This window comes from Jannaschia sp. M317 (assembly GCF_025141175.1).
In the GTDB taxonomy this organism is placed as follows: Bacteria; Pseudomonadota; Alphaproteobacteria; order Rhodobacterales; family Rhodobacteraceae; genus Jannaschia.
On the sequence record NZ_CP081155.1, the window covers coordinates 1,169,932 to 1,191,270 of the forward strand.

Annotated in this window: 15 protein-coding genes and 1 riboswitch; of the genes, 7 read left to right on the top strand and 8 right to left on the bottom strand. The window is 68.2% G+C overall.

What is annotated here, in order from left to right; translation table 11 throughout:
* Window position 1 precedes the first annotated feature (1 nt).
* Window positions 2-1,645, top strand: coding sequence for an FAD-dependent oxidoreductase (locus tag K3551_RS06160; RefSeq protein WP_259918556.1), 1,644 nt, complete (start codon window positions 2-4; stop codon window positions 1,643-1,645).
* Here the strand turns inward: K3551_RS06160 and K3551_RS06165 are convergent.
* Complete coding sequence (locus K3551_RS06165; protein WP_259918558.1) at window positions 1,642-1,809, bottom strand: hypothetical protein; 168 nt, start codon at window positions 1,807-1,809, stop codon at window positions 1,642-1,644. The two genes, K3551_RS06160 and K3551_RS06165, sit on opposite strands and share 4 nt — an antisense overlap.
* Before the next feature lie 239 nt (window positions 1,810-2,048).
* Here K3551_RS06165 and ileS point away from each other — a divergent pair, with 239 nt between their 5' ends.
* Together ileS and K3551_RS06175 are read left to right on the top strand one after the other, a co-directional pair.
* Window positions 2,049-4,943: an isoleucine--tRNA ligase gene (gene ileS, locus K3551_RS06170; RefSeq protein WP_259918559.1), complete on the top strand. Its 2,895-nt coding sequence runs from the start codon at window positions 2,049-2,051 to the stop codon at window positions 4,941-4,943.
* A gap of 186 nt (window positions 4,944-5,129) precedes the next feature.
* The gene (locus K3551_RS06175; RefSeq protein ID WP_259918561.1) at window positions 5,130-6,293 is read left to right on the top strand and encodes a sensor histidine kinase; all 1,164 of its coding nucleotides are present in this window, start codon (window positions 5,130-5,132) and stop codon (window positions 6,291-6,293) included.
* A gap of 73 nt (window positions 6,294-6,366) precedes the next feature.
* Here K3551_RS06175 and K3551_RS06180 read toward each other — a convergent pair whose 3' ends face one another.
* Window positions 6,367-8,064, bottom strand: a complete 1,698-nt coding sequence (locus K3551_RS06180; RefSeq protein WP_259918562.1) for a glycosyltransferase 61 family protein — start codon at window positions 8,062-8,064, stop codon at window positions 6,367-6,369.
* Window positions 8,065-8,080: 16 nt separating this feature from the next.
* Window positions 8,081-8,698: a cob(I)yrinic acid a,c-diamide adenosyltransferase gene (cobO, locus tag K3551_RS06185; RefSeq protein WP_259918564.1), complete on the bottom strand. Its 618-nt coding sequence runs from the start codon at window positions 8,696-8,698 to the stop codon at window positions 8,081-8,083.
* Window positions 8,699-8,825: 127 nt separating this feature from the next.
* Here cobO and K3551_RS06190 point away from each other — a divergent pair, with 127 nt between their 5' ends.
* Window positions 8,826-9,131 carry a hypothetical protein gene (locus tag K3551_RS06190; RefSeq protein ID WP_259918566.1) on the top strand — a complete coding sequence of 102 codons (306 nt, stop codon included), beginning with the start codon at window positions 8,826-8,828 and terminating at the stop codon, window positions 9,129-9,131.
* 5 nt (window positions 9,132-9,136) lie between these two features.
* Here K3551_RS06190 and K3551_RS06195 read toward each other — a convergent pair whose 3' ends face one another.
* Together K3551_RS06195 and cobN are read right to left on the bottom strand one after the other, a co-directional pair.
* Window positions 9,137-9,679 carry a hypothetical protein gene (locus tag K3551_RS06195; protein ID WP_259918567.1) on the bottom strand — a complete coding sequence of 181 codons (543 nt, stop codon included), beginning with the start codon at window positions 9,677-9,679 and terminating at the stop codon, window positions 9,137-9,139.
* Window positions 9,680-9,748: 69 nt separating this feature from the next.
* Window positions 9,749-13,492: a cobaltochelatase subunit CobN gene (cobN, locus tag K3551_RS06200; RefSeq protein ID WP_259918568.1), complete on the bottom strand. Its 3,744-nt coding sequence runs from the start codon at window positions 13,490-13,492 to the stop codon at window positions 9,749-9,751.
* 75 nt (window positions 13,493-13,567) lie between these two features.
* Between cobN and K3551_RS06205 the strand changes: the two genes are divergently transcribed.
* Window positions 13,568-14,491, top strand: a complete 924-nt coding sequence (locus tag K3551_RS06205; RefSeq protein ID WP_259918570.1) for a pseudouridine-5'-phosphate glycosidase — start codon at window positions 13,568-13,570, stop codon at window positions 14,489-14,491.
* A gap of 37 nt (window positions 14,492-14,528) precedes the next feature.
* Here K3551_RS06205 and K3551_RS06210 read toward each other — a convergent pair whose 3' ends face one another.
* The 3 genes from K3551_RS06210 to K3551_RS06220 all read right to left on the bottom strand — a co-directional run bounded on the left by K3551_RS06210 (window position 14,529) and on the right by K3551_RS06220 (window position 16,838).
* The gene (locus tag K3551_RS06210; protein WP_259918572.1) at window positions 14,529-14,975 is read right to left on the bottom strand and encodes a GNAT family N-acetyltransferase; all 447 of its coding nucleotides are present in this window, start codon (window positions 14,973-14,975) and stop codon (window positions 14,529-14,531) included.
* Complete coding sequence (gene cobW, locus K3551_RS06215; RefSeq protein ID WP_259918573.1) at window positions 14,972-16,027, bottom strand: cobalamin biosynthesis protein CobW; 1,056 nt, start codon at window positions 16,025-16,027, stop codon at window positions 14,972-14,974. The genes K3551_RS06210 and cobW overlap by 4 nt, the downstream gene beginning before the upstream one ends.
* A 172-nt stretch (window positions 16,028-16,199) precedes the next feature.
* Window positions 16,200-16,838, bottom strand: coding sequence for a HupE/UreJ family protein (locus tag K3551_RS06220; protein ID WP_259918574.1), 639 nt, complete (start codon window positions 16,836-16,838; stop codon window positions 16,200-16,202).
* A 102-nt stretch (window positions 16,839-16,940) separates the two neighbouring features.
* A riboswitch (cobalamin riboswitch) is annotated at window positions 16,941-17,158 on the bottom strand.
* A gap of 194 nt (window positions 17,159-17,352) precedes the next feature.
* Here K3551_RS06220 and smc point away from each other — a divergent pair.
* Together smc and K3551_RS06230 are read left to right on the top strand one after the other, a co-directional pair.
* Window positions 17,353-20,814: a chromosome segregation protein SMC gene (smc, locus tag K3551_RS06225; RefSeq protein ID WP_259918576.1), complete on the top strand. Its 3,462-nt coding sequence runs from the start codon at window positions 17,353-17,355 to the stop codon at window positions 20,812-20,814.
* 39 nt (window positions 20,815-20,853) lie between these two features.
* Entirely contained in the window at window positions 20,854-21,318 is a 465-nt protein-coding gene (locus K3551_RS06230) for a YbjN domain-containing protein (RefSeq protein ID WP_259918578.1), read from the top strand.
* The last annotated feature ends 21 nt before the right edge of the window (window positions 21,319-21,339 follow it).

Below are 21,339 nucleotides of genomic sequence, written 5' to 3' on the forward strand. Positions count from 1 at the left end.
CATGGAAAGCCTGGCCGACGACCTGCAGACGATGACGCGCACCCCGCTCAGCGAGGATCACGTCGCCCGCATCCGCGAGATCGCACGTGTGATCGAGATTGGCGCGGGCCAGACGCTCGTGGATCTGGGCGACCCCATGGATACCTTCCACTACGTCCTGACCGGAGAGGTGGAGGCGGTCGATGCGATTACCGGTCGCCGCTACGGCAACGGGGCAACCCTGGGCCCGGGGCAATTCGGCGGAGAAATCGGGTTCCTGACCGGTGCCCGTGCCATGCTGCAGATGCGCGCCGTGTCCGACAGCCGTCTGCTGGCGGTCGATCGCGATCAGATGCTGGACCTGATGTCGCGTGTGCCAGAGATGTCCGACATCATCGTTTCGGTCATGGCCGGGCGGCGGCGCGCGCTGTTGGAAAGCGATCAGGCGTCGTTGACCTTGATCGGGATGGACCGCGACCGGGAGATTCGCGCCATCGGGGCCTTTGCCGCGCGCAACCGGATCCCGTATCGCACCCTGGACCTGGACGACGCCGAAGCAGGGGAAGTCGCGGCGCACTGTTCGCTGGCCCCTCGGCACCCGGCCGTGGTGTTCGGCAAGGACCGCGTGATTGAAAACCCGACCCCGCGCCGGGTCGCGCAGCTCTATGGTCTGGACCTGGATCTGGACCCGGAGGTGGTGCACGACGTGCTGATCGTGGGGGGCGGACCGGGCGGCATCGCGGCGGCGGTCTATGCCGGGGCCGAGGGGCTTTCTGCGCTGGTGGTCGAGGATGCGACCATCGGCGGGCAGGCGGGGACCTCTTCGCGGATCGAGAACTACATGGGGTTTCCCACCGGTATTTCCGGCGCGGATCTGTGTTTCCGGGGCGAGGTGCAGGCGATGAAGTTCGGCACCCGCTTTGCCGTCCCGCGCAGGGCCACCGGGGTGGAGCGTCGCGACGACGGCAGCTTCTGCGTCCGGCTCGACGATGAGACGGAGACCTGCGCCCGCGCTTTGGTCGTGGCGACGGGCGTGCAGTATCGCCGCCTGCCGCTGGACGGGTTGGAGGGGTTGGAGGGCGCAGGCGTCTACTATGCCGCGACGGAGACAGAAGCGCGGTTCTGCAAGGGCAGCGAAGTGGTCATCATCGGCGGCGGCAATTCGGCGGGCCAGGCGGCGATGTTCCTGTCGCGCCACGCCGTCTGTGTGCATCTGCTTGTGCGCGGCGACGGGTTGGCCGACAGCATGTCACGCTATCTGTCGTCCCGGCTGGAGGCGAACGATTGCGTCCGCATCCGCTATCGCACCGAAGTCGACCAGCTGGAGGGGGAGGGGCATTTGTCCCGCGTCCATCTCAAGGGCGATGGCGTGGCCGAGGGGAACGACAGCATCGACACCCGCGCGCTGTTCATCATGGTGGGGGCTGCGCCGAACACGGACTGGCTGGGTGATCTGGTGGCCTGCGACGGCAAGGGGTTTGTGCTGACCGGGCGCGATGTGGATCGCGACGACCCTTTTGCCACCTCTGCCGACGGGATCTTTGCGGTGGGCGATGTGCGCGCGGGATCGGTCAAGCGGGTGGCGAGCGCCGTGGGCGAAGGCTCCGTCGTGATTTCGCGCGTCTGGGGGCATGTGGCCGATCAGAAAGAGCGTTTGCGCGGCTAGCCCGGCTTGTCGCGATGGCGCAGGGGCCGCAACCCGCCCACGAAAGGCAACGGGATCGGATGAAGCAGCGCCAGTCGCCCGTTCCCGCGTGGACGCGGCAGCAGCAGCGGCAGAAGGACGACGAAAGCGGTGCCAAGAAAGGCGATGAAGAGCACGTGGGACATGTTCGGTCCTCCTGCCGCCATCCTTGCGCAGGAACATGAAGACTTCCTTAAGGCCGCAGCCGTCCGCCGCACCTTGCCCCCTGCCGGGTGCCCTGCCTATAAGGCGCGCGATGACGGGACGCGCGTGCATAGGCCAGCGAATTAGCCCCCCGGCGCCCTGATCCACGGGGCCGCCGGGCAAAGATGTTGGACCGACCGCATCGCCATTCCCCGCCGACGATCTGCAAAGGACGCCCGAGATGAGCGCCGACACGCCCTCCGACCAGACCCCCGACTACAAATCCACGCTGAACCTGCCGAAGACGGACTTTCCGATGCGCGCGGGCCTGCCCAAGCGGGAGCCGGGATGGCTGACCCGGTGGGAGAAGATCGGCGTCTATGATCGCCTGCGCGAAAAGGAGGGCCGCGCGCCCTTCACGCTGCACGATGGGCCGCCCTATGCGAACGGGAACCTGCATATCGGGCACGCACTGAACAAGACGCTCAAGGACATGGTGGTCCGGTCGCGCCAGATGATGGGCCACGACGCCCGCTATGTGCCCGGCTGGGATTGTCACGGCCTGCCGATCGAGTGGAAGATCGAAGAAAAATACCGCCAGAAGGGCCGCGACAAGGATGCCGTCGACGTGGTGGAATTCCGCCGCGAATGCCGCGAGTTTGCCGCCGGCTGGGTCGATGTGCAGCGCGCGGAATTCAAGCGTCTGGGCATCACCGGCAACTGGGCCGATCCCTATCTGACGATGAACTACCACGCCGAGGCGGTGATCGCCGCCGAGTTCCAGACGTTTCTGATGAACGGGCTGGTCTATCAGGGGTCCAAGCCGGTGATGTGGTCGCCGGTCGAAAAGACCGCGCTGGCCGAGGCGGAGGTGGAGTATCACGACCGCCAGACGGACGCGATCTGGGTGCCGTTCGAGGTGGTGTCCGGTCTGGAGGGGGCCCGTGTCGTCATCTGGACGACGACGCCCTGGACCATCCCGCAGAACCGCGCGATCTGCTTTGGGCCGGGCATCGCCTATGGTCTCTATGAAATCACCGGCACGCCCGAAGAATGCTGGGCCAAGGTCGGCGACAAGTATCTGCTGGCGGACGGTCTGGCAGAGGCCACGCTGACCGCCGCCCGGCTGGAAGACGGTCAATGGACGCGTCTGCGCGATGTGACGGCAGATGAGCTGTCTGCCCTGACCTGCGCCCACCCTCTGCGCGGGGTCGACGGCGCGAACGGGGAATGGGACTATGACGTCCCTCTCTTCCCAGGCGACCACGTGACCGACGATGCGGGCACGGGCTTTGTCCACACGGCCCCCAGCCACGGTGACGACGACTACAAGATCGGCGTCGAACATGGCCTGCCGATGACCTACAACATCGAGGCCGACGGCTCTTACCGCGCCGACCTGCCTTTGTTCGGCGGCGAGGCGATCCTCAGCCCGAATGGCAAGAAACCGGGGGGGGCCAACAAGGCCGTCATCGCGGCGCTGCAATCTGCCGACGCCTTGCTGGCGCGCAAACGCATCACGATCTCGGACGCGCATTCCTGGCGCTCCAAGGCTCCGGTCATCCGCCTGAACCGCCCGCAGTGGTTCGCCGCCATCGACCGGCCCGTGGGCGACGGGCAGGACACATATGGCGAGACGGTGCGGGCCCGCGCCCTCACCTCCATTGATCAACTGGTGGAATGGACGCCCAAGACTGGGCGCAACCGTCTGTTCTCGATGATCGAGAACCGGCCTGACTGGGTGTTGTCGCGCCAACGCGCCTGGGGCGTTCCGCTGACCTGCTTTACCAAGGTCGGCGCCAAGGCCGACGACCCCGATTTCCTGCTGCGCGATCCTGCCGTGAACGCGCGCATCATCGCCGCCTTCGAAGCCGAGGGCGCCGATGCCTGGTATGCGGAGGGCGCAAAGGAACGGTTCCTGGCCCCCGACTACGACCCTGCGGAGTGGGAGAAGGTCGACGACATCCTGGACGTCTGGTTCGACAGCGGCTCGACCCATGCATTCGTGCTGCGCGACCGCTCGGACGGGACCGAGGACGGAATTGCCGACGTCTATCTGGAGGGCACGGACCAGCATCGCGGCTGGTTCCATTCGTCGATGTTGCAGGCCTGCGGGACCAAGGGGCGCGCGCCCTACCGCGCCGTCGTGACCCACGGGTTCACCATGGACGAAAAGGGCATGAAGATGTCCAAATCCATCGGCAACACCATCGCGCCCCAGGACATCGTGGACCAATACGGCGCCGATATCCTGCGGCTGTGGGTGGCGCAGGTCGACTATACCGCCGATCACCGGATCGGGCCGGAGATCCTCAAGGGGGTGGCCGACGGCTATCGCCGCTTGCGCAACACGCTGCGGTTCATGCTGGGCTCCATCACCGAGGACACGCCCGCCGACCCGCTGGAAATGCCGGAGTTGGAGCGCTGGGTTCTGCACCGCCTGTCGGAGCTGGATGACGAGGTGCGCGCGGGTTATGCGGCCTATGACTTCGCGTCCGTCCTGAACGCGATCTTCCAGTTCACGACGATCGACCTGTCGGCCTTCTATTTCGACATCCGCAAGGACGCGCTTTATTGCGACGGTGACACGCTGCGGCGGCGGTCGGCGCGCACGGTCCTGCGGCTACTGCACGAACGGCTGACCACCTGGCTGGCCCCGATCCTGCCCTTCACCATGGAAGAAGTCTGGCTGGAGGTGCATCCGGACGAGGACGGATCTGTCCATCTGCAGGATTTCCCGGACGCCCGCCCCGGTTGGCGCGATGAGGCACTGGCGGCCAAGTGGTCCACCATCCGCCGCGTCCGCCGCGCGGTCACCGGCGCGCTGGAGGTGGCACGTCGTGACAAGACCATCGGGTCGTCGCTGGAGGCGGCACCGGTGGTTTACGTGGACACCGAAACGGCAGCGATCCTGCGCGACGTCAGCTTCGAGGACATCTGCATCACCTCGGGCATCGAGGTCAGCGAAGCGCCCGCCCCCGAGGATGCCTGGCGCCCAGAGGACGGCGAAGGAATCGCCGTCACCTTCCAGCATGCGGAAGGCGGAAAATGCCAACGCTGCTGGAAGATCCTGCCCGATGTCGGCAGCCATGGGCATGATGGCGTTTGCGCGCGCTGCGACGCGGCGCTGGGCTAAGACGTGACGCCGGGCCGCGAAAGCGGGCCCGGCGATACGGTTCGGCCTGTCATCCGATAACACACCGTCCAGCTAGACGGGGGTCTGCGCGCGCGCTACCAAACAAGATGTCATAAGACATTTTGACCTGCCGGACGCTTGCCCGAAGGGCCGCCTCCGCCCTCGGTAGTTAGGATGGGCCTTGCCATGACCCTTTTTGATTGGTCGCAGTACATGCCGCACGGTATGTGCCTTCTGTGGGAGCCGTGGCTTGTCGCGCTCTGGGTTGGGTCGGATTTGCTGATCGTGCTCAGCTATTTCGCGATCCCGCTGGCCCTGTTGTTGTTCCTGCGGCAGCGGCCCGACCTGCGGTATCGCGGTCTGGTGGCGTTGTTCGCGGGCTTCATCCTGCTGTGCGGGGTCACTCATGTGTTGTCGATCGTGACGCTCTGGCTGCCGGTCTATCCGCTGGCCGGGACGATAAAGCTGGCAACCGGCCTGGTCTCGGGGGCCACGGCGCTGGTGCTGTTTCGTCTGGTCCCGACGTTGGTCCGCATCCCCAGCCCCGCGCAGATGGAGGCCGCCAACGCCCGCTTGCTGGCGGAAATCACTTCGCATCAGGCGACGCTCAGTGATTTGCGCGCCGCCCAGGCGGACCTGGAGAAGCGCGTCGCCGCCCGAACCGAAGAGCTGGCCCGCGCAAATGACCGCCTGTCGGTCGCGGCGCGCGAAGCGGTGCACCGGTCGTCCAACATGCTGACGGTCGTGGCGGCCATGGCCCGCCAAAGCGCCAGAGGGGCCGAACGGATCGAGGATTTCCTGACCGCCTTTACCGGCCGTGTGGACGCGCTGGCCAAGGCCACGGCCCGCGTGATGCGCGGCGACGATCGCGGTGCGGCGGACCTGGAGGCGGTGATGCGCGACCAGTTGGAGCCGGTGCTGATGACTTGGGCCGACCGTGTCCGGATCGAGGGTCCTGCCCTGAATATTGGGGCGGAAGGGGCGCAGCAGATCTGTCTTGCCCTGCATGAGCTGAGCACGAACGCCCAGAAATACGGGGCCTTTGCCCATCCTGACGGCCGGCTGTCGCTGACCTGGCGGGTCGAGAATGATGCGGAGGCAGGCCCGATGCTGGCGGTCACCTGGGCCGAGACCCTGGGCCGCCCCATGGGCCCCGAAACCGGGCAGGGGTTTGGCACCCGGCTTGTCACGCAGATTGTGCCACAGACATTGCAGGGGCGGGCCGAACGGCGGTTCGAAGACGACCGGTTGATCTATGATTTGAGGGTGCCGATGGCGGCGATCGGACCGCGCGATGATCTGACCCAAGCCCAGGACCGCCCAGACGGCCCGGAGCCGCAGCCGGCGTAGTCGCCGACAGGGGCGTGACGCAGGCGGGGCGGCGTCGCAAGCCGGGGATCCGGCGTGACGTTGGCGGGGCGGGTCACCCCAGGCGCCGCAATTTCCGGGCCAGACGTTTGCCATGCTCCGGGAACCGCTGCGTATGTTCGGCCTCTGCCGCGGCGGTGTCGGCCCCGGCATCACGTCCCGCCAGAATGAGGCGTTCCAACAGAAAGGCGCGGGGTGGCCCCGCCTCCCAGGCTGCGACCAGGGCATCGAAGGCGTCGCGTGGGCGGCCCAGTCCCTGCAAGGCATTGGCCTTCAGGATGTGCAGGCTTGGCTCTCGACGCTCTGCGCCCCGGTGGCCGTCGATCAATCTCAGAAGGGCCGCGTGATCCTCCAGCCGGGACAGCAGCCGCGCCAATTCCGACAATCGGCTGATCGAGGTGACGCGCACCCGCCCAATCACCGCATCGACGAACCCCAGGACACGGGCCCGCCCCGAAGCTGTCAGTGCGACGGCGGCCAACGCCTTGCCGCGCCGTTCGTCCACCTGCTCCTCCGGGTCGTCCAGGTTATAGTCGGCAAAGAAGGACGTATAGCGGCACCCGCTTGCCAGCGCGTGCGGCATGAAATCCTGCCACCGGAACAGCGCCGTCTGCAGCGTGCCGATTTCGATGCAATGGGTATCAGCCTCGGCAAAGATCATGTTGGCGAACCCGGCACCGTGATAGCTCATCATGATGTCGGCATTCGCCATCAGGGCGACCTGTTCCAGGGGCGTGAAATCTTCGAAATAGATGGTTTCGAAGCCGCGCCGCGCCAAATCCGCCCGCAGGTCCGCCTCGCCCGCCATGGCGCGGTCCCGCACCGATTTGCGCCCCACCCAGAAGCGCCGGGGCAAGTGCGACCAGTCCTGTCCTGCTATTCGGTCCAGCGCCGTTTCGCGCAGGCGGATCAACATCTCGTCGCAGGAATTCATCGCCAGCATCCCTTGGGACGCCCGTTCTGGCTGGCGCCCGCGCCAGACATGGCTGTCCGGGGCCAGTGGGTCGAGCGAGGGGATCACCTCGTCCGTGGTCTGGCAATACCAGTGCCGCCCGTTGAGAACCGTCAACGCGGGGCCATAGTCGCGGTCCGTCCGGGTCAGGTGAACCCGCCCGACCAGTCGGGGAAAGATCGCCTCGACCCAGGCCATGACGAAGCTGGAAATGTCCGGCCCTTTCATGTGGATGTGAACGTCCCCCCGAAACCAGTCCGCATCGACCGCGCAAAGCTGACAGAGCGTTTCAGTCACGAAGTGGTAGAAGTTCGTCCCGTTGCGCGCATCCACCACGAAGGGCAGCCGGCTGACGTCACCGTCGTGCAGATCCGGAGCCTTGGCCGCGGCCCTGTGCCGGTCAAAGGCACGCGCGACCTCGGCGTCCATGTCCCGGCCAGGCTCTGCCTTCCAGACGTAGCGGTTGCGCAGCCGGGTCCCGGCCGCCCCGGTCAGCAGAAAGCGGTCGCCCACGGCCAGGAAATGTTCCTGCGCGCGCAGTTGGGTGACATGCACCAGCACGGTCGTGGTCACGATCCCGGCCCGAAAGGCGCGCAACCGGGTGTGCATGTCGATGTGGTCTGCCGTGCGGTGCGCGGTGGCGTCATCGGCGCTGACGCTGGCCCCGGCGATCCGCCCGCGCGGCACGCTCCGCCACATCCGGGGCAGGGGGGCCAAGGTGGACAGGCCCGGATCGACGCCTGGGGCAAAGAACATCTCTGCCGCCGGGCGCTGCCAGTCGATCGGGGGGACCTGGGTCACGGCAGGGCCGCGCCGGTCAGAATTCCACCCCGGCCTGGGCCTTTACGCCCGACCGGAACGGGTGCTTGATCAGCTCCATCTCGGTGACCAGATCGGCCAGGTCGATCAGCGCGTCCTTGGCGTTGCGCCCGGTGCAGACCACGTGGGTCATCGGCGGCTTTTCATCGCGCAGAAAGGCCACGACATCGGCCACGTCGATATAGTCATAGCGCAGCGCGATGTTGATTTCGTCCAGCAGAACCATGCGGTTGCCGGGATCGCGGATCAGTTCCTTCGCCTTGGCCCAGGCGGCCTGAGCCATTTCGATGTCGCGGGATTTGTCCTGCGTCTCCCAGGTAAAGCCCTCGCCCATGGTGTGAAATTCGCACAGGTCACCGAAATGCGCGGTGATCAGGTCGCGTTCCCCGGTGGACATGCCGCCCTTGATGAACTGCACGACGGCGCAGGGCATGTCATGGGCAATACAGCGAAAAATCATCCCGAAGGCGGAGCTGCTCTTGCCCTTGCCCTTGCCGGTATGGACGATCACCAGACCTTTTTCGTCGGTCTTGGTGGCCATGATCTTGTCGCGGGCGGCCTTTTTCTTGGCCATCTTGGCGTTGTGGCGGGCGGTGTCGTCGGGCGTCGCGGTCATGGGCTGTCCTGTCGGGCGTCGTGAGGTCGCGCAGACTGTCCGCGCGGGCGGGCCGGGCGTCAACCGCCCGCGTTCGCAGCGGCCCACGTTAACACTCTGTTAGGGATCGCTGTGGCAAGGTCCGGAAATGATCAGATCCAGTCTCCTATTCGTATGTCTTGGCCTGTTGGCTGCCTGCGGCGCGCCGCATCCCGTCTCCGGGTTGGACCGGTCCGGTACGGCCAGCGGCAATGGCCACGACTACCGCGTCAACTGGAACGTCACCAAGGCGCAGGCGACCCGGACCAATGCGGTCTGGCGGCCCGGCCTGGCCCAGGTGACGCGCGGCGCGATCATGGCGACAGAGCAGCTGAGCGGCTGCACGGTGGTGCCCGGCACGGCCATCGGTGACATCGCCCTCATCGAGATGGAGCTGGACTGCGTGCCGGGCTAGGTCGATCAATCCTTCAGGTTGACCGTGATGGTCGGATACTTGAATTCGTCCTTCTCATCGTCGCGGGCCGCGGCATTGACCGCCCCGATGACGATCGCCCCCAAAAGACCGGTGCCAACCGCTGAATTGCTGCGTTGGGCGGCGGTGAAATTATAGGGGCTGACGGTTGTGGACCCGCTGCGGCCATCGGGATGTTCGCAGCGCACGAAAATCGCCGGAGAGTTCGGGCCGTAGTCCGGCACGATCAGGTTGGCCGGGGTCTGAAAACGGGCGGAATAGACGCCGGCATCCAGCGTGCAGGGCACGCCGGTCAGCTCTGCGTTGGCGCTGCCCTTGGGGCCCTTGCCACGCGTGCGGACGGGGATGGTCTCCTGACCCCGGAACCGCGGCACCGGATTGCCCTGTGCGCGGGGCCGGGCGTAGACGTCGATGCCCACCGCATTGCTGGCGACCTTTGGGGTCACCATAATCGGGGGCGTGTCGATGTCGGCCATTTCACAGCCAGCCAGAAACACGCCCACAAGAGGGAGGAGTTTTGCGTAACGCATGGAATTTTCTCGTTATAATGCTCGTTACCCTCTGTTGCACAGAGGCTACTTTCGAGGAAAGCGCGGCATCTATGAAACGCGGTTCTGTGACCCGAAAGCCTCAATCAACGCCCGAGCGGAGTTCGATCTGGGCCGCCACAGCCCGCGCTCGATCGCTTCGCCCAGCCGATCGGCGATGTCGGCCAGGGCGGGGGCGTTTGCTTCGGCCAGGAAATCGCGCGTGTCCTCGTCCTCCAGGATGGCGGCATGGACCAGATCGAAATGGTGGTCGCGCACGGCCCCCGTCGTGGCGGCAAAGGCGAACAGATAGTCGATGGTGGCGGCGATTTCGAACGCGCCCTTGTAGCCGTGCCGCTTGACCCCTGCGATCCATTTCGGGTTGACCACGCGGGACCGGACGACGCGGCCGATTTCCTCGTCCAGGGTGCGGATGACGGGGCGTTCCGGGCGGGAATGGTCGTTGTGATAGACCGGGCGCGCTGTGCCTTGCAGCATCTCGACGGCCGCCGCCGCCCCGCCTTCGAACTGGTAGTAGTCGTCGCTGTCGAGCAGATCGTGTTCGCGGTTGTCCTGGTTCTGGACGATGGCCTCTACCTGGCCCAGCCGCTGGCGCAGCCCGTCGTGGTCGGCGCTGCCCTCACCGGTGCCATAGGCATAGCCGCCCCATTCGACATAGGCGCGCCCCAGATCGGCGCTGTCGGACCAGAGCCGTTCGTCGATCATGGCCTGGAGTCCCGCGCCATAGGCGCCGGGCTTCGACCCATAGACCCGCGCCTGTCCTTCGCCCGCGCGGGCACGGGCGGCTGCTGGGTTGTCGGCCTCGGGCTCGTCCAGTGCCTGCACCGCCCGGGCGGCGGCATCCACCAGCGCCATCTGTTGCGGAAAGGCATCGCGGAAGAACCCCGAAACCCGCAGCGTCACGTCCACGCGGGGGCGGCCCAGGGCGGTGGCCGGAATGATCTCGAACCCCACGACGCGGCGATTGGCGCTGTCCCAGCGGGGCTTGACCCCCATCAGGGCCAGAGCCTGCGCGATGTCGTCGCCCCCGGTGCGCATGTTGGCGGTGCCCCAGGCCGTGACCAGCATCGCGCGCGGCCAGTCACCGTGATCCTGCAGGTGGCGGTCGATCAACAGGCTGGCGCTTTTCCAGCCCAATTTCCAGGCGGTCGGTGTGGGCACCGCACGGCTGTCGACGGAGTAGAAGTTGCGCCCCGTCGGCAGCACGTCAGGCCGCCCGCGGGTGGGGGCGCCGGATGGCGCAGGGGCGACGAACTGCCCCGACAGGGCGGTGAGGAGGCCCTCCCCCTCCGCCGGGCCGCAGCTGCGCAGGGTCGCGCGCAGGTCGGCGGCGTCTTGCAGAACCGCCGCTGTCGCGGGGCCTGGTGCGGGCGCATCCCCTCGCAGCAAGGCAGCCGAGAGCGCCTCGATCCGCTCCACGGTATCCCCGCAGGACCGCCAGATACCCGAGTGTCCGCCAGCGGGGGTATTGTCCTCCTCCGGGCCGGTCTCGGGGGCGGGTATCGCGATCTGCGTCAGCATCTCGGGCCGGGGCCCGGTCCAGGGCGCGGCCATGTCGCAGTCCAGCGGATCGAATGCCAGGTCCAGATCGGTGGCGATGGCGCGCGGCAGGCTTGCCGCGTCGCCTCGCGGCAGGCGCAGCAGGGCCTGCAGCAGGTCATCCTCCAGCCGTCCTTCGGGCGATTGGCCAAAAATGTGCAAGCCGTCGCGGATCTGTGCCTCTTTCAATTCGCAAAGATAGGCGTCCAGCTTGGCCAGATCGCCTTCGTCGCCTGAGAATCCCGCGTCCAGGTCCAGCCCGGTGACTGAGGCCAGCGACAGGATTTCCTCTCGCAGGGTCTCGATCCGGCGGGGGTCGACGCCTGCGGCCTCGTAGTATTCGTCCACCAACGCCTCCAGATCCCGCATCGGCCCATAGCTTTCGGCGCGGGTCAGCGGTGGCGTCAGGTGGTCGATGATCACGGCTTGGGCGCGACGCTTGGCCTGCGTGCCCTCACCGGGATCGTTGACGATGAAGGGATAGACATGGGGCAGGGGGCCGAGCGCGATTTCGGGCCAGTCATCCCCGCCCAGGGCCACGGCGCGCCCCGGCAGCCATTCCAGGTTGCCATGCTTGCCCATGTGCACGATGGCATCCGCCTCGCGCCGCAGCCACGCATAAAACGCCAGATAGTTGTGCGGCGGGACGAGGTCGGGCGAATGATAGCTGTCGGTCGGATCCACGTTGTAGCCGCGCGCCGGTTGCAGCGCGACGACGGCCCGGCCGAACCGGTGGATCGACAGGGCGAAATGGCCGCCCGGCGCAGAGGCCGGTGCCTCCGGCGGGGATACTTCGGAAGCAGCGAAGAAGGGGTCGTCCTCGGGCGTGCCCCAGCGGTCCTCGATCTGTTGGCGCGCCTTGAGCGGGAGGGTGGCGAAGAACGCCCGGTAATCGCCGAGCGACAGCGTCTCGCCGCCTGTGCGCGTGGCCCGGTCGGTCAGCCAATTGGTCGGACCGGCCATCAGGTGCGCCATCAATCGGGCCCCGTCCGCCGGGGGTCGTGCGTCATAGCCTGCGTCTCGCAGCAGGCGCAGCACGTGGACCGTGGCGGCGGGCGTGTCGAGACCCACGCCATTGGCCAGCCGCCCGTCCCGGTTCGGGTAGTTCGCCAGCACCAGCGCGACCCGGCGGTCGGCGGGTGCCGTGCGGCGCAGGCGGCACCAATTGGCCAGCAGGTCCGCCACAAAGGCGATGCGGTCGCCGTGGGCTTTCCAGGTGGCGATGGGGCATTGGGTTGCCTCGTCGAAAAAGGCCTCGCCCTTGAACCCCACGGCGCGGGTCAGGATACGCCCGTCCAGTTCCGGCAGGGCGACGTTCATGGCGATGTCGCGGGCCGACAGTCCGGTCAGGCCGCTTTCCCATGCTTCCTCGGTGCCGCCGGACAGAACCGCTTGAAAGACGGGCGCGGCATTTGCCCAAGGCTGTGCCAGCGGGTTCGCGCCCGCGTCGCCCACCGCAAAGCTGGTCAGGTTCACGATCGCGTCGGGCGGTGTGTCGCGAAACAGCGCCTCCAGCGTGGCCGCCGACACCGGATCCTTGAGCGAGGCCACAAAGACCGGCAGCGGGTTCAGCCCGGCGCGCAACATCGCCCGGATCAACCGGTTCACCGGGTTCAGCCCCGCCCCTTGCAACAGCGCGCGGTAGAAGATCAGCGGCACGACCGGCGCGCCGTCGGTCCAGGACGCGCGGAGATCGGCCAGCCCGGCCTCCTCCGCGCCGGGCCAATAGAGACCCGCGCGCAGCAACGGCCGGGCAGGCGCGGGACGGGGCGCGTCGTCGAGCATCGCCTTGGCATGGGTGAGAAAGGTCTGGGCATTGGCCGGGCCGCCTTCGACAAGGCAGGACCAGAGCGCGTCGTAATCCACTGCCGCGACGGTGGACAGCTCGCGCAGCTCCGCATCGGGTTTGTCGTCGCCGGGCAGGGCGGCAAAGGGCACGCCCGCCTCGTGCAGGCGGGCGGCGAACTGCTCCAACCCATAGGTCCAGTAGCCGCGCCCGCCCAACACGCGGGCCACGACAAGGCGGCTTTGGGTGGCGCAGGCATCCAGGTGCAGGTCGACCGACATCGGGTGGCGCAGGTGCATCAGCGACGCAAGGCGCAGGGACGGGGGCAGCGCCATCTCGGCGCGCGCCTGCGACAGGGCGGCAAGTTCCGTGTCGGCGGCAGAGATCATCACCAGGTCGGCGGGGGTCTGGCCCAGGTCGACGGGGTCGCCGTCGTCGACGGCACCGGGTTGTGCGGCAAGCAGATGCATGGGCGGAACCTCCGCCCGGGGGTTTGCGGGAGGGCGCGGATGGGTGCAAGAGGGGGCCAAGACAAGGAGCGCCCGATGACCGCACGAATCGAACCCCAGATGACCGACGAAGTGGCTGTGGCCCTGGCCCAAGGGCGCCCGGTGGTCGCGCTGGAAAGCACCATCATCAGCCATGGCATGCCCTGGCCCCGCAACGCCGAGGTGGCGCTGGCCGTCGAACAGGCGGTGCGCGACGAAGGGGCTGTGCCGGCCACGATCGCGGTGATCGACGGGATCTGCTGCGCCGGGTTGTCCGGGCCGCAGGTCGAACGCCTGGGGCGCGACACGGGCGTGGTCAAGGCCGCCTCCCGCGATCTGGGGGCCTGTCTGGTCAAGGGCCGGACGGCGGGCACCACGGTCAGCGCGACGATGCGGATCGCGGCGTTGGCCGGGATCGGGGTCTTTGCCACCGGGGGCATCGGTGGGGTGCACCGGGGCGGCGACATGGATGTCAGCGCCGACCTGACGGAGCTGTCGCTGACCGATGTCCTGGTGGTTTGCGCGGGCGTGAAATCGATCCTGGACATCCCGCGCACCATCGAACTGCTGGAGACGCTGCGCGTGCCGGTGGCGGTCTTTGGCACGGATGAGTTTCCGGCATTCTATACGCCCCATTCCGGTGTTCTGGCGGGCGAGCGATTCGACGACCCGGCCCAGATCGCGGCCGCGCGGCGTGCGAACCGGGCCGTGGGGCTGGGCACCGGCATGCTTGTGGCGAATCCGATCCCGGTGGCCCATGCGCTGGACGCAGCCGAGATCGGGGCCACCATCGACGCGGCCCTGGCCGCGGCGGAGGCGCAGGGTGTGCGCGGCAAGGATGTGACGCCTTTCCTGCTGGGACGGCTGAACGAGGTCACCGAGGGGCAGGCGTTGGGCGCGAATATCGAGCTGGTGCTCAACAACGCGCGACTGGCGGCGCGGATCGCCGTGGCCGAGGCCGGCGCGGGCACCTGGGTCTGACCGGGCGCAAGGCCCTGCGCGGCCCGTGCCGCAGACCTCAGGCGGGGCGTTCGAAAAACAGGCTGGCCGGGTTTTCCCGGTAGCCGTCAAACGGTTCGCAGGCGACGAAACCGTGGCGTCGGTAAAGCCGGTGCGCGGCGTCGAGCCCGGTCCCGGTTTCCAGCCGCAACAGGGGGCGTCTTTCCGAGGCGGCAAGGTCGATCAGGTGTCGCAGGATGGCATCCGCCACACCGCGTCCGCGCGCTTGGGGGGCGGTGAACATGCTTTTGACCTCGGCGTAGCCATCGCGCAGGGCCAAGGCGCCCGTGCCCAGCGTCGCCGCGCCCTCGGTGGCGGCGACGAACCGGATCTCGGGCCGGGTCAGCGCGTCGAGGTCGAGGAAATGGCATTCGTCCGCCGCAAACATCGACCGCATCAGCGCGTGGGACTGCGCGAGCAAGGCGGCGGGGCCAGCGGCGCGCGGGTCGGCTGGCCCGACGATCACGCCAGCGCGGCCTCGATCGCGGCGCGGTCCAGCCCGGCCTGACCAATGACGACCAGTCGCGCGCCGCGCGGGTCGCTGCCCAGCGGGCGGTCGAAGTAGTGATCCACACGTGGCCCGACCGCCTGCACCGTCAGGCGCATCGGTTTGCCCGCGACCGAGGCAAAGCCCTTGAGCCGCAGAATGTTGTGGGCGCGGATCACCTCGGACACGCGCACGGCAAAGGCGGCAGGATCCGTGACCTCGGCGGTTTCCACGACGAAGCTTTCGAAGGCGTCGTGGCCGTGTTCATGGTCATGGTGATGATCGTGGTCATCCTCATCGTCGTGGTGGTGATGGTGGTGGTGGACTTCGTGCCGGGCGGCAATGTCGTCCTCGGCCCCCTGGCCACGGCCCAGCAGGACATCCGCAGGCAGCGCCCCCATCGCGGCGGGCAGCACCTGGACGCCATCGCGTGCCTCGCCGCGCAGACGCGCGACCAGCGCGTCAGTCCCGTCGCCCAGCAGGTCGGACTTGTTCACGACGATCATGTCGGCACAGGCCACCTGATCGGCATAAAGCTCGCTCAGTGGTGTTTCATGGTCCAACCCGTCGTCGGCGGCACGCTGCGCGTCGACTGCGGCCACATCCGCCGCGAATGTCCCGGCGGCCACGGCGGGGCCGTCCAGCACGGTGACGACCCCGTCCACGGTGACGCGCGTTTTCAGCCCCGGCCAGTTGAAGGCCCGGACCAGAGGTTGCGGCAGGGCCAGCCCGGAGGTTTCGATCACGATGTGATCGGGGGGCGTGTCGCGGGCCAGCAGCGCCTCCATCGTGGGGATGAAATCGTCGGCGACCGTGCAGCAGATGCAGCCGTTCGACAGCTCGACCACGTCGTCGTCGGAACAGCTTTCGATGCCGCAGCCCTTGAGGATACCGCCATCGACGCCGAGATCGCCGAATTCATTGATGATCAACGCGATCCGCCGCCCGCCCGCATTCTGCAGCAGATGACGGATCAGAGTGGTCTTTCCGGCCCCGAGGAAACCGGTGACGATGGTGGCGGGGATCTTCATCCGGCGCGCTCCTGATCAAGGGGGGACGCCCGTTGCGGGTGTCGGATTTGAGTATTTGGAGACCCATGAGGCAGGCGTCTGGCGCGCTGATGCCAGCGCGGCCCCCTTGCGTCACGGGACTTCAGATACCCACGGCGCGCCGGATGTCCCGGGCGCGCCGCGAGAGACGGCGTCAGCCGGCGATGGCGGTGACGATCGGGCCCTCGAGGATCTCGAGCCCAAGGAACAGCCCCGCGCCCACGACCATGGCCCCGGCCAGGCGCGCGTTGACCGCGCTGGCGGCGGGGGCTGCGGCGCGGACGGCGAACCCGGCGGCGATGGCCACGGCATATTGGATCGCGGCAAGGCCCAGCAGGTAGCCCGCGAAGACGGCGGCAGACAGGCCGCCTTCCTGACCGGCCACCGAAGCGCCGAAGGCGGACCCGTGGAACAGCCCGAACCCGGCAAACAGCACCAGCGCGGGGGTCAGCGTCAGGGCGCGACCCGACAGAACAACACCGCCGACGACCAGCAGGGACAGAACGATCATGATTTCCTGTGCGGGCATGGCGACACCGGCAGTCATCAGGGCGACACCGACCAGCATGGCGGCGATATAGGCCAGCGGCGCGCGCAGGGCCTGGCCGGTAAAGGCGGCGGCGATGCCCATGGCGGCGACGAAGAACAGGTGGTCGAAGCCCAGAACCGGATGGCCGACGCCGGACATCATGCCGTGGGCGAAGGTTTCCATGGGCATGCCGTTCAGCGGATGGTGGGCAAGCGCGGGCGTGGCCGAAAGGCCGAGCGCGGCGATGGTGAGAAGTTTCTTCATGTCTGTCCCCTATCCGGGCCGGGGCCCGGTGATCTGTGGGGGGGATCGTGCGGGGGTTGCCTCCCCGTTCACGGAACACCCCGTCCGTTACGTCATCCCCACGCATCGCGCGGGGTGCAGGGCTGGTCTCCTGGCTCACGGGTCGATGGTCGGGGCGGCCTTCCCGGGATGGTCCCAGTGGCATGTGGCCCGTCCCTCACCGCATACAGTCGCGGGGGCGGCTGCGGCATCGGGTCCCTGCTTGGGTCCCCCATCACCGCATTCCCATTTCATCCCCTGTCGCTTTGGCGCATCGGGGAACCTTGCCCGGCTGTTGTGCGCCCGCCCCGGCAGGCGGTCAAGCGCGAAGGCGACGTATTGAGGTCTGATCGCGCAGGCGGGCCGCGACGTCGGGTCCGGGGGGCAGGGCCGCTAAATCCGGCGGATGCGGCGATATCTTGTGGAAAACCGCCCCTCGGGCACCAAATGGCGCGGGCGGTGGTTGACGGGGCGGACGGAGCCGCGACTATTCCGCATGCGTTTTTCCCGCCTGCGTCTGAACGGCTTCAAAAGCTTCGTCGACCCGACCGATCTGGTGATCGCCGACGGGCTGACCGGTGTGGTCGGCCCCAATGGCTGCGGCAAGTCGAACCTGCTGGAGGCGCTGCGCTGGGTCATGGGCGAGAATCGCCCGACCGCCATGCGGGGTGGCGGGATGGAGGATGTGATCTTTGCCGGGGCCGCCTCGCGCCCGGCGCGCAACTTCGCTGAGGTGACGCTTGCGCTGGACAACACCCTGCGCACCGCGCCTGCCGCCTTCAACGACAGCGATGCGCTGGACGTGGTGCGGCGGATCACGCGGGATGCGGGATCGGCCTACAAGCTCAATGGCCGCGATGTGCGGGCGCGCGACGTGCAGATGCTGTTCGCCGATGCCTCGACCGGGGCGCATTCGCCCGCGTTGGTCCGACAGGGACAGATATCCGAGCTGATCAACGCCAAACCGCAACGTCGCCGCCGCATTCTGGAAGAGGCGGCGGGGATCAGCGGTCTTTATCAGCGGCGCCACGAGGCGGAGCTGAAGCTGAACGCGACCGAGGGAAACCTGACGCGGGTGGATGACGTGGTGGAGCAGTTGGCCGCGCAACTGGCGACGCTGGCCCGGCAGGCCCGGCAGGCGGCCCGTTACCGCGAAATCGGGGCTGCGTTGCGGCAGGCCGAGGGGTCGCTGCTGTATCGCCGCTGGCAGGAGGCGGAGGCCGCGCGCGCCGCGGCGGATGCCACGCTGCGCGCCCGCCTGACGGCCGCGGCGGCGGCGGAACGGGCCGCGGTCGGGGCCGAAAAGGCACGCATTGCCGCCGAGGAGGCTTTGCCGCCCCTGCGCGAAGAAGAGGCCGTGGCGGGCGCGATCCTGCAACGGCTGGAGGTCGGGCGCGATACCCTCAAAGAGCGCGAGGCCCAGGCCCGCGCCACGGTCGATCGGCTGTCGGCGGCCATCGACCGCCTGGCCCGTGACGCGGAGCGGGAGGCAGGTCTGAACGAGGACGCGCGCGCGACCACGGCGCGCCTGCAGGCAGAGGACGCGACTTTGCAGGCGGCGGCCGACGGGCAAGAGACCGCGCTGTCTGCGGCCCAGGCCGAGGCCCACGAGGCCGCCCGCGTCCTGTCGGAGCGGGAGGAGGAGCTGTCGATCCTGACCGAAGACCTGGCCCGGTTGTCGGCGCGCCACCAATCCGTAACGAGGCTGGCCGAGGATGCGGCCAGGCGTCTGGATCGCGTGACCGCCGCCCGTGCCACGGCGCAGGCGCAGGCCGACGCCGCGCGTCGGGCCCTGGCCGAGGCGGAGGCGGCGCAGGGTGCGGTGCAGGCCGATCTGACCCGCGCGCAGGATGCGGCCGTGGCCACCGACGCGGCCTTGTCCGCAGCCGAGATGGCACGCGAAGCGGCCCAGGACCGCGAGGCGGCGGCGCGCACCGAACGGGCCGAGGCAGAGGGGGTGGCAGGCACCTTGGGTGCAGAGGTCAGCGCCCTGGCCAACCTGCTCAACCGGGACACCGGCGAGGGAGAGCCGCTTCTGGATCGTCTGACCGTGGCCCCTGGCTATGAGGCGGCCTTGGGCGCGGTCTTTGGCGAGGACCTGAGATCAAGCGAAATCGGCCTGACCGAGATGGAGGAGGCGGGCTGGGCCAGTCTGCCCCCCTACGACCGCACCGCCCCCTTGCCCGAGGGGATCGCGCCGCTGGCCACCCATGTGACCGCCCCCGAGGTGCTGACGCGGGCGCTGGGGCAGGTGGGCCTGGTGAAACCCGAAGAGGCGGCGCAGATGCAGCCCTTGTTGCAACCGGGGCAGGCTTTGGTGTCGCTGCGCGGGGATCTTTGGCGCTGGGACGGGTTCCGCGCCACGGCAGAGGCAGCCCCCTCGGCGGCGGCCCTGCGGTTGCAGCAGATGAACCGCCTGACGTCGCTGCGGCAGGATCTGGAAGAGGCGACGGCCCGCGCAGATGGCACGCGCGCCGCCCATGACGCGCTGGGCCGCGATCTGGCGCGGGCCAAGACCGCCGAGGGGGCCGCACGGGACGCCCGCCGCACCGCCGACCGCGCCCTGACCGATGCGCAGCGCAGCCTGGCCCAGGCCGAAGGGGCCAGGAACGTCGCCGGATCCCGGTTGGAGTCGGCGCAGATGGCGGTTGCCCGCCACGACGCCGAGATGTTGGAAGCCCGCGAGGCCCAGGCCGAAGCAGAGGCCGCGCGCCGGGATTTGGCCCCGCTGGACGGGGCGCGCCTGGCCTTGGAGACGATCCGCACCACGGTCGAGGCCGCACGCATGGCGATGATGGCGCTGCGGGCGCAGGCCGATGAGGTCAAGCGCGAGGCGGCCGCACGGGATCGGCGGCTGGGCGAGATCGCGAAGGAGCGGGCCTCCTGGCAGACCCGGCTCGACAATGCGGGCGCGCAATTGGCCGATCTGACCGCGCGGCGCACCTCCACCCAGGCAGAACTGGACGCCGCCCGCGACCTGCCGGAGGCGCTGGCCACCGAGCGTGCCGCGCTGAGCGCCGAGATCGAAAAGGCCGAAGCCCGCCGTACGGCTGCAACCGACGCCCGCGCGGGGGCTGAAGGGGCCAGCCGTGACGCCGTCCAGGCCGCCCGTGACGCGGAGCGCGCGGCGGGCGAAGCGCGGGAGGCGCGCGCCCGCGCCGAGGCACGCCTGGATGCCGCGGGCGAGACTTTGGCCTATGCCGAAGACCGGATCGACGAGGCGCTGGACTGCACGCCCGCCGAGCTGCGCGCCGCGCTGGACCTGGACCCCGATGCGATGCCCCCCGTCGAGACGATCGAGGCGGAGGTGACGCGCCTGAAGCGGCAGCGCGACGCGCTGGGTGCGGTAAACCTGCGCGCCGAGGAAGACGCCCGCGAGGTGCAGGCGGAACACGATCTGCTGGTCAGCGAAAAGGCCGACCTGGAACAGGCCGTGTCAGAGCTGCGCGCAGGCATTGCCGCGCTCAACAAAGAAGGGCGGCAGCGCTTGCTGGACGCCTTCGAGACGGTGAACACCAACTTTTCGATGTTGTTCCGGCACTTGTTCCAGGGCGGCGAGGCCCGTCTGGCCCTGGTCGAAAGCGACGACCCCCTGGAGGCGGGACTGGAGATCATGTGCCAGCCACCGGGCAAGAAGCTGTCGACGCTGAGCCTGTTGTCCGGGGGCGAACAGACGCTGACCGCGCTGGCGCTGATCTTCGCCGTCTTTCTGGCCAACCCGGCCCCGATCTGTGTTCTGGACGAGGTGGACGCGCCACTGGATGACGCGAACGTTACGCGGTTCTGCGACATGCTGGACGAAATGACCCGCCGCACCGACACCCGGTTCCTGATCATCACCCATCACGCGGTGACCATGGCCCGGATGGACCGGCTGTTCGGGGTGACCATGGTCGAGCAGGGGGTGAGCCAGCTTGTGTCCGTCGACCTAAAGAAGGCCGAGGCGCTGGTCGCCTGACGCTTGACCGCCTGGGGGTGGGTGCCGCACGGTTCGCGTATGAGGATACCTTTTGCCATTTGCGCCGCCGTGCTGCTCTGCCCGGCCCCCGCCGCTGCGCAGGATGTGTCCGCGGCCAACCCGAAAAGCATCGTGCAGGCGATGCAGGCCCATGGATTTGCGGTCGAGGCGTCGCGCGATGAGGACGGATCGCCACTTCTGACGTCGCGCACCTCTGACAGCAACTTCGAGGTCTATTTCTACGGCTGCACCTCCGGCACTGCCTGCGAATCGCTGGAATTCTGGGCCGGCTATCGTCTGGAGGTGCCGGTGAGTGCAAAGGTGATGAACGACTGGAACCGGGACAAGCGGTTTGCCACTGCCTTTGTCAACGGCGATGGAAATCCGGGCATTCGCATGGATCTGATCGCCCCGGGTGCAGGCATCAGTCGGGAAAGCTTTGCCCTGACGCTCGATTTTTGGCGGTTGCAGGTTGAAGAGTTCGAGGACCTCATCAATTGGTAGCCTCCGCCCCTGACCGGAAGG

Excerpts from the sequence above, each read along its gene's own strand:
- K3551_RS06160 (WP_259918556.1), top strand. The coding sequence starts at position 2 with ATGGAAAGCCTGGCCGACGACCTGCAGACGATGACGCGCACCCCGCTC.
- K3551_RS06165 (WP_259918558.1), bottom strand. The coding sequence starts at position 1,809 with ATGTCCCACGTGCTCTTCATCGCCTTTCTTGGCACCGCTTTCGTCGTC.
- ileS (WP_259918559.1), top strand. The coding sequence starts at position 2,049 with ATGAGCGCCGACACGCCCTCCGACCAGACCCCCGACTACAAATCCACG.
- K3551_RS06175 (WP_259918561.1), top strand. The coding sequence starts at position 5,130 with ATGACCCTTTTTGATTGGTCGCAGTACATGCCGCACGGTATGTGCCTT.
- cobO (WP_259918564.1), bottom strand. The coding sequence starts at position 8,698 with ATGACCGCGACGCCCGACGACACCGCCCGCCACAACGCCAAGATGGCC.
- K3551_RS06190 (WP_259918566.1), top strand. The coding sequence starts at position 8,826 with ATGATCAGATCCAGTCTCCTATTCGTATGTCTTGGCCTGTTGGCTGCC.
- K3551_RS06195 (WP_259918567.1), bottom strand. The coding sequence starts at position 9,679 with ATGCGTTACGCAAAACTCCTCCCTCTTGTGGGCGTGTTTCTGGCTGGC.
- cobN (WP_259918568.1), bottom strand. The coding sequence starts at position 13,492 with ATGCATCTGCTTGCCGCACAACCCGGTGCCGTCGACGACGGCGACCCC.
- K3551_RS06205 (WP_259918570.1), top strand. The coding sequence starts at position 13,568 with ATGACCGCACGAATCGAACCCCAGATGACCGACGAAGTGGCTGTGGCC.
- cobW (WP_259918573.1), bottom strand. The coding sequence starts at position 16,027 with ATGAAGATCCCCGCCACCATCGTCACCGGTTTCCTCGGGGCCGGAAAG.
- K3551_RS06220 (WP_259918574.1), bottom strand. The coding sequence starts at position 16,838 with ATGAAGAAACTTCTCACCATCGCCGCGCTCGGCCTTTCGGCCACGCCC.
- smc (WP_259918576.1), top strand. The coding sequence starts at position 17,353 with ATGCGTTTTTCCCGCCTGCGTCTGAACGGCTTCAAAAGCTTCGTCGAC.
- K3551_RS06230 (WP_259918578.1), top strand. The coding sequence starts at position 20,854 with ATGAGGATACCTTTTGCCATTTGCGCCGCCGTGCTGCTCTGCCCGGCC.